This window comes from Metabacillus herbersteinensis, assembly GCF_042433335.1.
Lineage (GTDB): Bacteria > Bacillota > Bacilli > Bacillales > Bacillaceae > Metabacillus > Metabacillus herbersteinensis.
In genome coordinates, this window is sequence record NZ_JBHLVO010000003.1 from 132,827 (window position 1) to 146,850 (window position 14,024).

The 14,024-nt window shown below is 36.8% G+C and carries 18 protein-coding genes and 1 pseudogene; 13 read left to right on the top strand and 6 right to left on the bottom strand.

Annotation, left to right across the window (positions count from 1 at the left end):
• Positions 1–52 precede the first annotated feature (52 nt).
• Positions 53–382, top strand: coding sequence for a YuzD family protein (locus ACFFIX_RS05650; protein WP_378931443.1), 330 nt, complete (start codon positions 53–55; stop codon positions 380–382).
• 76 nt (positions 383–458) lie between these two features.
• Here ACFFIX_RS05650 and ACFFIX_RS05655 read toward each other — a convergent pair whose 3' ends face one another.
• Positions 459–1,526 (bottom strand): NAD(P)/FAD-dependent oxidoreductase, encoded by a 1,068-nt coding sequence (locus ACFFIX_RS05655; protein WP_378931445.1) that lies wholly within the window; start codon positions 1,524–1,526, stop codon positions 459–461.
• A gap of 290 nt (positions 1,527–1,816) precedes the next feature.
• Between ACFFIX_RS05655 and ACFFIX_RS05660 the strand changes: the two genes are divergently transcribed.
• On the top strand, positions 1,817–2,056 hold the full coding sequence (locus ACFFIX_RS05660) for a YuzB family protein (protein ID WP_378931447.1): 240 nt from the start codon (positions 1,817–1,819) through the stop codon (positions 2,054–2,056).
• A 93-nt stretch (positions 2,057–2,149) separates the two neighbouring features.
• On the opposite strand, the gene ACFFIX_RS05665 is transcribed toward ACFFIX_RS05660, so the two are convergent.
• Positions 2,150–2,668, bottom strand: a complete 519-nt coding sequence (locus ACFFIX_RS05665; RefSeq protein ID WP_378931449.1) for a DUF2225 domain-containing protein — start codon at positions 2,666–2,668, stop codon at positions 2,150–2,152.
• Positions 2,637–2,843 carry a DUF2225 domain-containing protein gene (locus ACFFIX_RS05670; protein WP_378931451.1) on the bottom strand — a complete coding sequence of 69 codons (207 nt, stop codon included), beginning with the start codon at positions 2,841–2,843 and terminating at the stop codon, positions 2,637–2,639. Before ACFFIX_RS05670 ends, ACFFIX_RS05665 begins: the two co-directional genes overlap by 32 nt.
• Before the next feature lie 311 nt (positions 2,844–3,154).
• On the opposite strand from ACFFIX_RS05670, the gene ACFFIX_RS05675 reads away from it, so the two are divergent.
• The 5 genes and pseudogenes from ACFFIX_RS05675 to ACFFIX_RS05695 form a co-directional block, all read left to right on the top strand.
• Entirely contained in the window at positions 3,155–4,375 is a 1,221-nt protein-coding gene (locus ACFFIX_RS05675; RefSeq protein ID WP_378931927.1) for a NupC/NupG family nucleoside CNT transporter, read from the top strand.
• Positions 4,376–4,735: 360 nt separating this feature from the next.
• A complete protein-coding gene (dapF, locus tag ACFFIX_RS05680) occupies positions 4,736–5,590 on the top strand; it encodes a diaminopimelate epimerase (RefSeq protein ID WP_378931453.1) in 855 nt (284 codons plus the stop codon).
• A gap of 80 nt (positions 5,591–5,670) precedes the next feature.
• Positions 5,671–6,033, top strand: coding sequence for a HesB/IscA family protein (locus tag ACFFIX_RS05685; protein ID WP_378931455.1), 363 nt, complete (start codon positions 5,671–5,673; stop codon positions 6,031–6,033).
• 659 nt (positions 6,034–6,692) lie between these two features.
• On the top strand, positions 6,693–6,869 hold the full coding sequence (locus ACFFIX_RS05690) for a hypothetical protein (RefSeq protein WP_378931457.1): 177 nt from the start codon (positions 6,693–6,695) through the stop codon (positions 6,867–6,869).
• A gap of 233 nt (positions 6,870–7,102) precedes the next feature.
• A pseudogene (locus tag ACFFIX_RS05695) lies at positions 7,103–7,207 on the top strand (iron-sulfur cluster assembly accessory protein); the annotation flags it as partial.
• Positions 7,208–7,311: 104 nt separating this feature from the next.
• On the opposite strand, the gene yumC reads toward ACFFIX_RS05695, so the two are convergent.
• Positions 7,312–8,304 carry a ferredoxin--NADP reductase 2 gene (yumC, locus tag ACFFIX_RS05700; RefSeq protein ID WP_378931459.1) on the bottom strand — a complete coding sequence of 331 codons (993 nt, stop codon included), beginning with the start codon at positions 8,302–8,304 and terminating at the stop codon, positions 7,312–7,314.
• A 370-nt stretch (positions 8,305–8,674) separates the two neighbouring features.
• Between yumC and ACFFIX_RS05705 the strand changes: the two genes are divergently transcribed.
• The 5 genes from ACFFIX_RS05705 to spsC all read left to right on the top strand — a co-directional run bounded on the left by ACFFIX_RS05705 (position 8,675) and on the right by spsC (position 12,134).
• Entirely contained in the window at positions 8,675–9,955 is a 1,281-nt protein-coding gene (locus ACFFIX_RS05705) for an NAD(P)/FAD-dependent oxidoreductase (RefSeq protein ID WP_378931461.1), read from the top strand.
• Between the two features lie 72 nt (positions 9,956–10,027).
• Positions 10,028–10,513: an NUDIX domain-containing protein gene (locus ACFFIX_RS05710; RefSeq protein WP_378931463.1), complete on the top strand. Its 486-nt coding sequence runs from the start codon at positions 10,028–10,030 to the stop codon at positions 10,511–10,513.
• Positions 10,514–10,662: 149 nt separating this feature from the next.
• Positions 10,663–10,788 (top strand): YuiA family protein, encoded by a 126-nt coding sequence (locus tag ACFFIX_RS05715; protein WP_378931465.1) that lies wholly within the window; start codon positions 10,663–10,665, stop codon positions 10,786–10,788.
• Between the two features lie 74 nt (positions 10,789–10,862).
• Complete coding sequence (locus ACFFIX_RS05720; protein WP_378931467.1) at positions 10,863–11,180, top strand: YuiB family protein; 318 nt, start codon at positions 10,863–10,865, stop codon at positions 11,178–11,180.
• A gap of 231 nt (positions 11,181–11,411) precedes the next feature.
• Positions 11,412–12,134, top strand: coding sequence for a stationary phase survival protein SpsC (spsC, locus tag ACFFIX_RS05725; protein WP_378931469.1), 723 nt, complete (start codon positions 11,412–11,414; stop codon positions 12,132–12,134).
• 21 nt (positions 12,135–12,155) lie between these two features.
• Here the strand turns inward: spsC and ACFFIX_RS05730 are convergent, their stop codons facing one another.
• Entirely contained in the window at positions 12,156–12,965 is an 810-nt protein-coding gene (locus tag ACFFIX_RS05730) for a cobalamin-binding protein (RefSeq protein ID WP_378931471.1), read from the bottom strand.
• A 41-nt stretch (positions 12,966–13,006) separates the two neighbouring features.
• A complete protein-coding gene (locus ACFFIX_RS05735) occupies positions 13,007–13,486 on the bottom strand; it encodes a divergent PAP2 family protein (RefSeq protein WP_378931473.1) in 480 nt (159 codons plus the stop codon).
• A gap of 142 nt (positions 13,487–13,628) precedes the next feature.
• Here ACFFIX_RS05735 and ACFFIX_RS05740 point away from each other — a divergent pair, with 142 nt between their 5' ends.
• Positions 13,629–14,021 carry a DUF309 domain-containing protein gene (locus tag ACFFIX_RS05740; RefSeq protein WP_378931476.1) on the top strand — a complete coding sequence of 131 codons (393 nt, stop codon included), beginning with the start codon at positions 13,629–13,631 and terminating at the stop codon, positions 14,019–14,021.
• The last annotated feature ends 3 nt before the right edge of the window (positions 14,022–14,024 follow it).

Here is a 14,024-nt window from a genome sequence, read left to right on the forward strand (position 1 = left end):
GAAGCCAGAAAATCGTCTACAATAAAGAAAAAGGGAATATGGGGGAAATAGTATGAAACAAGTAGAGGTTTGTGTGTTTGGTGCAGAAATTCTCTGTCCTAGCTGTGTGAATTTACCATCATCAAAAGAAACCTATGAATGGCTTGAAGCTGCACTACTTAGAAAGTACCGAGATCAGCCTTTTACCATCACATATATTGATATCCAACAACCACCAGAAGACGACCAGAAAAAAACGATTGCCGAGCAAGTTATGAATGATGAATATTTTTATCCACTCGTTGTAATTGAAGGAAATGTAGTCGGTGAAGGAAATCCACGTTTGAAAACGATTTATGCTGAAATGGAGAAGCATGGCTATGTAAGTGTAACAGCGTTATGAAATTATTCACAATATAAAAAGAAGCTCGCTATTTAAAAATAGTGAGCTTTCTCTATAAAAAAGTAGACTAAATAAATCACCCATTATGGTACTTGTACATCCACAAAACACCTGATTTTAAAAGGCGTGGAACTCGTCCTGTTAATGTACGATCAGCCACAAGCCCAAAGCCTTCTTTTTTCCCAAGTGAGCCAAGTACTCCTTTTAATTTAAAAGGAGGAAAAGATTCTGGGTATGGTTCATTGTTCCACTTTTTTTGCAAAACTTGAACGATTTGTTCTGCTTGTGCTTCGGCTAGCTGGGCACTTGGTGCGTGTGGCAAGCTTGCGCAATCTCCCACAACATAGACATCTTCATGCTCAGGTAGATGATGATGCATCGTTAAGATGACTCGTCCTTGTGGATCTTTTTCTACAGGTAGATTACGAACAATTTTGTTAGGTTGGATACCCGCTGTCCAAACAATGGCATCACATTCGATCGGCTCGTCATGGTTGTAAACTACATTTGGTTCAACCTTTGTAATATTGGCACCATTTATAATCGTAACACCATGCTCTTCAAACCAATTTTCAACGTAGTTGCTTAAGCGTACTGGAAAGCTTGAGAGGATATGTTTTCCACGGTCAAAGATTTTTATGTTAAGATCTTTGCGGCTTTCTCTTAACTCACTAGCTAGCTCAACGCCACTCAACCCTGCGCCTACAATGGCAACGGTTGCGCCAGCGCTCAAGTTATTCAATTTTTGATACGTATCGCGAGACTGGTCAATCGTTTGGATACTGAACGTAAATTGATCTGCTCCAGGGACATTGTGATACTTATCTTCACACCCTAACCCAATGATCAAGTCATCAAAGGCAATTGGATCGTGATTAGATAAGAGAATTTGTTTTGACTCCATCTCTACAGAGGTTACTTCCCCATATTGAACATGTAGACGTGGATGCTCAGGAAATGATACACGAATGTGATGATCTGAAATCGTTCCCGCAGCTAGTGCGTAATATTCAGTTTTAAGACAATGATATGGATTTTTGTCGATGAGCGTAATTTGAACGTCGTCTGGTAGTTGGTTCGGAAGAAGACGAAGAAGGACACGCATCCCACCGTAACCACCGCCTAGAATTACTAAGTTCTTCATAGCCGATTCCCCTTTTTTTTCCTCGGATAGTAAAAACAATGCAAGATATAAACTAAGAAAAATATATACTTAAGATATGAGAAAACCTTTTCAAAATACCAAACAAAAGTATATCGAATTTGACACAAAATCACAACATATTCCCGAAAAATCATTCAAATATTCACGATATAGTGGTAATAGTAAAACCTATTTACTTAAGTAAGCATCATTTATTACTCTAGTAAAGAGGAATTATTGACGATGTAGGTAAAAAAGAGTAGCATTAAGTATAGCAGTGAAGAGGTGAAATGATGAAACCAATTATCGAATTTTGTATCAGTAATTTAGCCAGTGGTGCACAAACCGCTTTAGAGAAATTAGAAAAAGACCCAAACTTAGATATAATTGAATACGGGTGTTTAGGCTATTGTGGAAAGTGTTTTCAATCACTATATGCACTTGTTAATGGGGAAGTAGTCACTGCGAATGATCCTCAAGAACTTGTAAATAACATCTATGAATACTTGGAAGAAAACCCAATGTTTTAAAACATATATGGTGTGAAAACTCCAAAAAAAGACGTATTGTGTACCTACAATACGTCTTTTCAGTATGAAGAAAACTGAGTGTAAAGCACAATCTTAACCAAGCTTACGTTGTTTCCTCATTTCAGCCCATTGTTCCTTGGCCATTTCGACAATTCCTTTTTCTGTTGTATCTTTTTGCTTTTCTATAACCATGGAAAAATACCTAATCGCTTGTGCATCATTTTCGGTTCTGCGACTAAGCTCTCCAATTAAGTAAAATAGCTTAATTTCCGATAAGTGTGTACTCGAAAAATCATCTTCCATGTAAGATGAAAGATACTCCTCTAGTGCTAGATTTAAGAATCTATGTTCTTCTTTTTCTTTACTATGTGTTCTATAAATCCAAGCAAGTCTAAGATAGAGTCCAGCTATTGCAATATGTTTTTCCTTTTTTAATAAGGCGCTATAAATTCCTAGTTTGTATGTATTGATGGCCTGGTCGACGGATCGTTCCTCACAGTAATTTAAATCGCCCCAATTGTTGCAAATCTTCTCTTTGATCGAATTGAGTGTTCTAGGTGCAAACTCACGGGAAAATTCATCAGACGAAGAGTATCCGCATGATGGACACACACTTACATAATAAAGTAGTGGATTGTTTTTTTTCTGAAGTGTAGTATGAACAAAAATCGGAATCGTGTGTATGTGCTCTTACGTATTTAGAAAGCACTTTTTTTGTTGCATATTTCTTGTTACACACGGGACAATCGATTTGTTTGTCGTATAAGTAATCTAGTTCATTTTTCATATAAGATCCCCCTTATACATGTTTCGCAAGTGTGTAAGTTCCTATTAAATAAAGTATATCAGAAAAAAGAGGAAGAAAGAACGATTTGATTTATGTTTAAAGAAGTTTTTAAAAGGTGAATAGATAGGTAAGAAATGTTTCATTCTAATAAACATACGAATAGAATAGGTATTGTCGTTTTGAGCAGAATGATGTCGATTTTCATTGGACATGTTCTTTAAATATTGGTATTTTATAAAAGTCTGTTTTTTTCAACAGATTGAAAAGGTTCTTTGTGGGTTTAAATAATACATATTGAGGTGGAAAATTTGATTAATATTTTATGGGGGTTACTTGGTGTTGCTACTATTTTTGCAATAGCTTTTTTACTTTCCGAGGGCAAAAGTAAGATTAACCTCCGTACCATTCTAGGTGGTCTAGCGATTCAACTTTTGTTTGCTTTTCTAGTTTTGAAATGGGACCAAGGAAGAGCAGGGTTTGAGTGGCTTACTTTACGAGTTCAAGAACTTGTTGGCTTTGCAAATGAAGGTATTCTTTTCTTATTTGGAAGCCTTGGAGATCCTTCGCAAGCACAAGGCTTTATTTTCGCTTTTAATGTGTTAACGGTAATTATTTTCTTCTCTTCTTTAATTTCTGTGCTTTATTACATAGGAGTTATGCAACTTATTATTCGCTTTTTAGGCGGTGGATTATCAAAATTGCTAGGTACAAGTAAAGCAGAATCCCTTTCTGCAGCTGCCAATATCTTTGTGGGGCAAACAGAAGCACCTCTTGTCATTAAGCCCTATATTGCAAAAATGACTAAGTCAGAGCTTTTCGCTGTCATGACGGGTGGTCTTGCTTCTGTTGCAGGCTCTGTATTATTTGGTTATGCAGCTCTAGGAGTTCCACTTGAATATTTATTAGCTGCAAGCTTTATGGCTGCTCCAGCAGGTTTGATTATGGCGAAAATGCTCATTCCTGAAACTGAGGTATCTGAAACATCTAAGGAAATTAGCATGGAAAATGATGAAGATGCTGCGAACGTTATTGATGCAGCAGCCAAGGGCGCCGCAACAGGACTTCACCTTGCATTGAATGTCGGAGCAATGTTATTGGCGTTTATCGCAATTATTGCCGTTATTAACGGAATTCTAGGTGGAATTGGTGGACTATTCGGCTTTGAAAACTTCTCTTTAGACTTCATTCTTGGATTCGTATTTGCACCACTTGCATTTATCATCGGAGTTCCGTGGGAGGAAGCAATTAAGGCAGGAAGCTTCATTGGTCAAAAGTTAGTTCTGAACGAGTTTGTTGCCTTTTCAAACTTCGCACCTCAGATAGAGGATTTGTCTGATAAAACAGTTGCCATCATCAGCTTCGCATTATGTGGATTTGCAAACTTGTCATCAGTTGCAATTCTTTTAGGTGGCCTTGGCGGGATGGCTCCTAATCGCAGACAAGATATTGCAAGACTAGGGGTTCGTGCTATTGTTGCAGGTACACTTGCAAACCTTTTAAGTGCAGCAATTGCAGGGATGTTCATTTTTTAATATATTAGAAAGCATAAAATTTGATACTAAGTCTGCGTTTCGTAAGTCCAGCTTCAGCGCCCAGCCCCGACGCACAGGACGTGCTAGTGCAGTTACAGCGACAGGACGTCGCGGTTGTAACTGCCTCGAGGTCATAAGTCAATTCTAAATTGAAGGCAAAGAACGCTTTCTATTTAGAATCGCCTTATGCTATGCCTAAGGCTGACCAAGGCGCTTGCGCTTTTTTTAATAGTTTTCACAATAAAAGCTCCTTGTGAACAATCACAAGGAGCTTTTATTATTATAAAACGGGGGATATTTTTATTGTGAACTGATTTCTAACAATTTATACTTATAAAAACTGTTATTTTGGAGGAACGTATGAAATCTTTTCAATTTACGAAAATGCACGGACTTGGCAACAATTATATCTATGTGAATATGTTTGAAGAAGTACTAGAGGAGAAAGAACTGTCTGAGATTGCAGTAGAGGTATCAAACATTCATACTGGCATTGGTTCTGATGGTCTCATCCTAATCTGTCCTTCTGAAGTAGCACCTGTTAAAATGAGAATTTTCAATAACGATGGCTCAGAAGGGAAAAATTGTGGAAACGGCTTACGCTGTGTTGCAAAATATGCGTATGAACATAAATTAGTTAATGGGACAGATTTTCAAATTGAAACCCTTTCTGGCCTTGTAAAAGCGACAGTACAAGTGGAAAATAACTTGGTGAAAAGTGCTACAATTAATATGGGAGATCCGAGGCTAACCAAGGCTGAAATACCCATGCATGGAGTAGAAACTGAAAAATGCATTTCTGAAACTATGATCTTTAATGGACTACCATATGAAGTAACAGCCGTTTCAATGGGAAATCCCCATCTTATTTTTTATGTAGATAATATTGAAGCAGCACCGGTTTTGACGCTGGGTCCAATTGTTGAAAAAGATCGACGGTTTCCAGAAGGTGTAAATGTGGAATTCGTGGAAATAGTTTCTAAAACTGAATTGCATTTTAGAGTGTGGGAACGAGGCTCAGGTGTCACTCAAGCCTGTGGTACTGGAGCGTGTGCTGCGGTTGTAGCTTCTGTGTTAAATGGACAGACAACAGGTGGTGAAGAAACTGTCGTTCATTTAGCAGGTGGGGATTTGTACATTAATTGGACACCTACCGGAAGTGTGTTAATGACAGGTCCAGCAGAGGTTATTTGTGAAGGGAATTATTACTATTAAGCCTGAACATTTGAGAGTTAGCTTAATAGGAGTTATACTTAAACAAAGTCTCCATTTATGAAACAAAGGAGGAGTTACTCATGAGTGAAGTAGTAATAATTACGGAAGCAGCTGCTTTTCAGATAAAAGATATGATGAAAGAGCATGAGGAAGAAAATGCCTATCTTCGAGTTGGTGTAAACGGTGGAGGATGCAGTGGTTTGTCCTACGGAATGGGTTTTGATCACGAAGTAAAAGATAGTGATGCTGTTTTAGAACAGCACGGTATAAAGTTTCTTGTAAGTAAAGCGGATGCTGATATCTTAAATGGCACAACCATCGATTTTAAACAATCGCTAATGGGTGGCGGATTTACCATTGATAATCCGAATGCGATTGCATCATGTGGATGTGGGTCATCGTTTGTTACAGCGACTAATAAAGGTAAGCCTGAAGAGTGTTAAGCGATTGACCTCCGTTCTGTTAACCGATAACCTAACCGATAACTGAGACGATGGATTACGGATTGCACCGGTTAGACCGCGTGTAAACAAGTATCCTCCGGTATAAAAACAATCCTTTTCCGTTCAATATACGGTTGTTAATAACGACCTTTCTAGCGAATGTTTAATTACATCGTTGGGGAGGTCGTTTTTGTTTTGTCTTTAAATAGGCGTAGGAGGGTTACACGAATAGCAAATAGTAAACGAGAATATCCGCAACTTACGCTCAATCAGGCGTTAGATTTAGTTATTGCCGGCAAACGATCGGAAGGATGTCGTGATCGAACGTTAAAGGACTACGCTAAGATGTGGGGGTACTTTACCGACTGGCTTAGCGGTAATTCCGAGATTAAGTATATCGACGATTTAAACACCGAAGTCTTCCGTAATTACATTAATTACATGAAGTAGTGCTTACGGGAGTATGTCCGTGAGAAAACAAATACTATATAAAATGGTGCTATTTTTATCTTTTTTTGTCCCATTTCAGAACCGTTTTTGGGTCGAAAATTATTTATGTTATTGTGAACATTCAGATTATTGTTAAAGTTGTGGTATGGAATATTTTTTTCATGTCAACAAATACTATAATGATTTCATAATAAAAAGGGGGAAATCAAATGGATCAAAATAATGAATTTTTCGTTGTTTTAGATGAACCTACTAGTATGTCTAGGGAAACTTTAGAAAGAAAACAGGAGAAATTGTCAGAGGGATGCTGTACGGTCTTGGATGCAGGGCGTGTAGCTTACAAAGGCACTTTACCAGGTGAAGGACATCGCAAGGCTATAGAATAAAATATTAATCATATTGATGAGCCTGGTGACGGATACACTTTCAGTCGAAAATATTACCAATAAATTAGAAATAACGCTTGTACAATCGGAAGACATTGGGTAATATGCAGATAACGATAAACAACGCTTTGAGCGGACGTTATTAACAACCGTATTGAACGAAAACAATCGTCTTTACATCGGTTAAAAGCGCTCTGTTACCGGTTTAACCTAGCGTTAACTGAACGGAATAAATGGGTGGCGGATTTACTATTGATAATCCGAATGCGATTGCTTCATGTGGATGTGGGTCATCGTTTGTTACAGCGACTAATAAAGGTAAGCCTGAAGAGTGTTAAACATGATTAACAGGCTTTTATAATTTAGAATAAAAAAAGATGAAGACAACGCCAGAGTGATCTACACTTCAACGTTGTTTTCATCTTTTTTGGTTTCGGAAAACTTAGCTAAATAAACTCGTACTATGAAGAGGTTGTACACGCGCTTTAGGGTCCATGAATGCTTTTGCATTATTTACAGCAGTTGGTGCCTCTCCAAATCCACTTGCAATTAACTTTACTTTTCCTTCATAAGTGCAGATATCACCTGCAGCATAAATGCCTTCGATGTTTGTTTCCATTTTTGAATTAACGACAAGTGAGTTTTTCTCGATTTCAAGTCCCCAGTTTTTGATTGGACCAAGAGAAGAGACAAAACCAAAGTTAACGATTAGAGCGTCAAGGTCAATGACTACTTTACGATCACTCTTAACTTCATCTAAAATAATTTGGTTTATATTTTCCTCGCCAACTACTTCCGATGGAATAAATGGTGTTAAAATTTCAACTTTGGAATTCATTAATAGCTCAACACTATGTTCATGAGCACGGAATTTATCACGACGATGAACGAGTGTTACTTTTTCGGCAATTGGTTCAAGCATTAAAGCCCAGTCAACCGCAGAATCTCCTCCACCACATAGAACAACTTCCTGCCCAGCAAATTTGTTTAAGTCATCAACAAAGTAATGTAAATTTTTCTTTTCAAACTTAACAGCTTCTTCAAGCTCTAATTTACGAGGTTGAAATGCACCATTTCCAGCTGTAATAATAATTGTTTTAGTATAATGAATTTCGCTATTTGTGGTGATTTTAAAGACACCATCAGCTTGTTTTTCAACATCTTCTACAGCCTGCTCTAATGCTAATGTTGGTTCGAATTTTGCCATTTGTTCCTTAAGATTATCAACCAATTCTTGAGCGCGAATCTTTGGAAATCCTGCAACATCATATATATACTTTTCAGGATATAATGCGGATAGCTGTCCACCGAGGTGCGGAAGACTTTCTATGATCTTTACACTTGCTTGTCTCATACCACCATAAAAAGCTGTGAATAAGCCGACAGGGCCGCCACCTATAATTGTAATGTCATATACTTCTGTATTTTCTTTCACCTAAAAACCTCCAACCTGCAATTTATAATTAATTACTATGATACCATAAATCATTTGTATTTCTTTGTTCAAAAAACTGGTGAAGTGCACTTCAAGCATATAAATACTAAAAATTGAGAAATGTTTCACACTTCATCGCTCTGATTAGAAGAAGTAAAAGCCATTATAAAATATATTTTCAATATTCGCAACGTTTTAATAAAAAAAATATGCTTGAAAAATTAATTTCAAATCGATATTATGTACTATAGGATTAAAATTAATTTATTAGATTTTTATAAGGGATTTTGTGTTTAATTGTACGATGATAAGTGAAGGTTTTCACAAACTTATTCGTGCAAAGTCAAAATAAAATGTTGTAAAGATGTGGATGCTAAGAAATAGCAGAATTCGATTTTTGACAACAAATATAAATAAAAAAGGTGGATGTATTTCGGTGAGAAAGCCAAGAGTTGTTGTATTAGGTGGAGGTTATGGTGGTTTAATTACAGTTTCACGTTTACAAAAGTTAGTTGGGGTAAACGAAGCAGATATTACATTGGTTAATAAAAATGACTATCATTATGAAACAACATGGTTGCATGAGGCGTCAGCTGGTACGTTACATCATGATAAAGCGCGTTATCAAATCAAAGATGTTATTGACAATAGTCGTGTTAATTTTGTAAAAAATACAGTTGTTGCGATAAATAAAGATGAAAAGAAGATTGTACTCGAAAATAGTGAGCTACATTATGACTATTTAGTTGTCGCACTTGGCTCACAACCTGAAACATTCGGTATCAAAGGATTAAAGGAATATGCGTTTGGAATTACAAATATTAATTCTTCGCGTCAACTACGTGAGCATATTGAGTATCAATTTGCTACCTACAATACAGAAGAAGTGAAACGTGATGAGCGTTTGACAATCGTGGTAGGTGGAGCAGGATTTACAGGGATTGAATTTTTAGGTGAATTAGCGAACCGTGTTCCACAACTATGTAAAGAGTATGATATTGACAACAAAAAAGTTCGCATCGTTTGTGTAGAGGCAGCTCCGACAGCACTTCCAGGTTTTGACCCAGAGCTAGTGGATTACGCTGTTAACCACCTACAACGTAAAGGTGTAGACTTTATGATCGGCACAGCAATTAAAGAATGTACAGAAAAAGGAATCATCGTTGCAAAAGATGATCAAATGGAAGAAATCAAAGCAGACACAGTAGTTTGGGCTGCAGGTGTTCGTGGAAACAACGTCGTGGAAGAAGCTGGCTTTGAAAACATGCGTGGACGTGTTAAAGTTGATGAATTCTTACGTGCTCCAGGACATGACGATGTTTACATTATCGGAGATTGTTCTTTAGTAATCAACGAAGAAATCAATCGTCCCTATCCACCAACAGCACAAATTGCCATGCAACAAGGAGAAACTTGTGCGAAAAACTTGTCTGTATCAATTCGTGAGCAAGGTGAAATGTCAGGATTTAAACCTGAGATTAAAGGTGCAGTTGCATCTTTAGGTGAACATGATGCTGTAGGTGTTGTGTTCGGTAAAAAGCTAGTAGGTTCAAAAGCTTCATTCATGAAGAAAATGATTGATAACCGTGCATTATACATGGTTGGTGGAGCTCCACTTGTTATTAAAAAAGGTAAATTCAACATTCTATAAGATGTAATCTAAAGGGACGAGGGCAAATGCCTTTGTCCCTTTTTAAATTAAAATGGAATGGGAGGGGAATAAATGGAGACGAAAAAACGAGGCAATGTTTGGCTTGCGGTTTCAGGCCTTGTTGAAAATGAACGAGGAGAATGGCTTGTTGTCAAAAAGAAGTATGGTGGATTAAAGGGAATGTGGTCGTTTCCGGCAGGCTTCGTAGAAGAAGGGGAAACTGTCGATGAGGCGGTATTACGTGAAATTAAAGAAGAAACAGGGATCGACGCGACAGTTGAAGGGATTATCGGGATACGGTCTGGTGTGATTAAAGATGTCATCAGTGATAATATGTTAATTTTCAAGCTTCAAGCTACATCAAGTAGCATTACCATTCAAATAAAAGAGCTTTTTGAGGCGGACTTTATTCACCCATCCAAGCTGAAGGAAGACCCACATTCCTCATTGTTGCTTGCTAATTTTGCAGAAAAGTCGGTCACTACAATCCTAAATAAGCACGATCTATTTAATCCAGGAGATCAATTTGGATATAGGTCATATACATTATTTTTATAATTTTCTAAATAGTAAGAAAACAAGAGGAAAACCGAGATTAGACTTGATGTACTCGCTTACATAAAAAAATACGAGAGATTTTCTCCCTTTATGATTGACAGCTTCCCTGTTATAGTTACTAGAAATTAACTTAAAGGAGAGATCTCTAAATGAATAAAATGACTAAGGTTGAAACTAAAGAGTGTCCATATTGTTCTGGAAAGGGATACTTTCAATTAATTCTTGGTGGATCCGAAACGTGTGAATGTTGCAATGGAACTGGCAAGAAGTCATAAAACGTTCACGGTCTTGGCATTGACTGTCTATCACTAGTTCAGTAAACTAAACAAGTATACTGGAGGTGGTAGGCATGTTTTTACCTGTTCTTTTAATATCGATGCTATTATTTTTTGTTTTGTTCTTTGGAATAGGATTTTTGTTGAACATGTTGTTACGGATGTCATGGATCATGGCAATAATTTATCCGATTGTATGTATTTTTATTATAGATAATGTGAAATTTGTTGAGTACTTCCAAGCTCCTGTAGTTTCGTTTATGGCTCTAGGAGAAAAAATAACAGCACTAGCTGTGGCTGATATTCTTATTTTAATTAGCGGGTTAGTAGGGGCTATTACGTCAGGAATCGTAATTAAATTGCTTCGTTCTAAAGGGTATCAAATGTTTTAAAAATAGTAACTATGTATCCATAAATAAATATGCATTACTAAGGAAAGGGTCGACTCTAAAATGGGTCGGTTCTTTTTTTACTTTAGGAACAAACTTATGAGGAAAAAACAACTCTTCTTTATTCTTTTCACCTTTTCAACGAAACTGTTAAAATATGTATTTCTCCTTTTGTTGAATATTTTTTCTCTGTTGTGGTAACAAATAGAGGTGAGAGGAGTGAATAGGTAAAAAATGAACAGTATAAAGACGATTGCAAGACGATTAATCATGACGGTACTATTTTTTGGTGCCTTGTTTACAACATTCGAGGCGATTTCAGGTGTACAAGCTAAGGATTTAACCAATTGGTTTTATCAAAATAAGAGCACATCTGAAACCGATAATTCAAGTGTCACAAAAGACAAAGATTCCTTTAAGGTCTTAGGATTAACCTTTAAATATCTAAACCAACAACCACTTGTAAAAACAGAGATATCTTCAAGTGGTGAAACGGTTAATGAAAACATTTCCTTAGAAGAGGCTTTTGATTGGACAAAGTATCAAAAAAAATCAGTTACAGCTACAGGCTATACGGCAGGCGTTGAATCAACGGGTAAACACCCAGGACACCCAGAGTATGGGATAACCTACTCAGGTGTGAAAGTAAAACGTGACTTATTTTCAACGGTTGCTGCTGATCTAAGCGTATTTCCTCTTGGTACAATTCTGTTTATCCCGGATTACGGGTACGGTGTTGTAGCTGACAAAGGTGGAGCCATTAAAGGAAATGAGTTAGATTTATATTATGAAACCGTCAATGATGTATATAATAAGTGGGGCAAGAGAAAATTAGATGTCTATATAATTAAAATGGGTGACGGTAAGTTAACAGAAGAACAAATAAATGTATTGAACGAAGATAAATCAATGCAAGTTTTCAGACAACAATACATAAAATCTAAAACAAAAAGCTAGGGATAAACTCCCTAGCTTTTCTTATAGTAATGGATCTTGATCTAAACCATCTTGTGGAAACACAGTAGGATGCAGTAATGCTGCAAGCCTTTTTAATCCAAGGAGTAAACGTGGTGAAGGTCTGCAGTAAAGTGATTCTTCAAGCAAGTGAATGTTGCCTTGCTGAACAGCTTGGACCAAGTCTGCTTGCTCTCTTTTTAAGACATGTTCACGTTTCATTCGATGTTGCTTTACTCCAACCCATGATAAGCAAATGTGTTCAGGATTTCGATTTTTTACATCATTCCAATCGGTTTGAACACTCGCTAGGTCAACATCTTTGAATACATTTTCAGCACCAGCCAGCTGACTAATTTCTGTAAGCCAGTTCACTTTACCTGGTGTGAAAATCGGGTTTGGCCACCACTCAAAGTAAACTGTTGCTGGAGTTGTAATGGATGCTGACAAGCTTTTATATGTACGAATGAATTCATTGTATTTAGAAACTATGATTTCAGCATCCTCTATTTTATCAGTTAATGTGCCTAAAGTTTGTAGATCTTGACTAATATCTTGTAAAGATTGTGGGTTAAAAACAACATGTGGTATTTTTCTTTTTTCTAATTCGGTTATATTTTTTTCCATCCCAGGGACACTCAAGGATGCGAGAACAAGTTCAGGATTTAAACTTTCCAATTTGTCGATATCAATTGACAAATCGGGTCCTAAGCGTGGCAAATGTGAAAGCTCTTCTGGCCAATCCGAAAAATCATCAAGTGCAATTAAGTGATCCTGTAGCCCAAGATAAACAGCGAGTTCAGTATTACTTGGACAGATGGAGATCAGTCTCATTTTAAAAACCTCCTATAACGGTATTTTTGGTCACACTGTTTCTATAAAATAAATACATAATAAAGAAGAAGAGATAAAATAATTCCTGTTAACCCACCGAATAATACTTCAATTGGCTGATGACCTAACAATTCTTTTAGTTTTTTCTGCTTTTCTTTTTCTCCAGTTTGTGGCCAAACTTTTGCTTCCTCTACGAATTTATTAAAATCTAAAACAAGTTTATTAATCACGGTTGCTTGTTCCCCAGCATGGCGTCGCACCCCTGTTGCGTCAAACATTGTAATAATCGCAAAAACCGCTGATATAGCAAAAATTGAAGAATCCATTCCATGTTCAAGGGCAATACCAGTAGATAAAGCTGTGACAGCTGCAGAATGTGAGCTCGGCATTCCACCTGTACTTGTAATCAATGTCCAATCCAATTGTCTTGATGCAATAAATTGAATCGGTACCTTTACAAATTGTGCGAAGAAAATGGCTGCTAATGAAGCTAGAAGTGGAAAGTTTAGGAATAGTTCCATGAAATCGAGACAACCTTTCTATGTATGTTCTATAAATACGTTTACATATTTCTATGTTCAAAATTAAACAAGTAGTTTATAAAGTATAAAAATTTTAGTTACTTTGTTACAATCTTCTTATATAAGTGGGGTGGTCTTTTCCATGTACACGTACCCGATGGAATATTATCAATTTTTCATTCACTTTAACGAAGGCGACTATTACACATGTCACGATTTATTAGAAGAAATCTGGATGACAGATAAAGCAAATCACTTCTTAAAAGGACTCTTGCAACTGTCAGTAAGCATTTATCATTATGAATACGGAAACATCAAAGGTGCTAAACTGATGATGAATGCAGGTCACAGATACATCCAGAATTACCGTCCTCACTATTGGGGTCTAAATCTTGAAAAAGTGAATGGATTTATGGAAGAATGTCTCACTATTATACCACATCATCTTGACTCCGTTCCCTATGAACTGGTCGCAAATCTGCCCAAATTACCTACCCTTTTGCTATACTTGGAAGAAAATGATAACGGAGGTTGATAA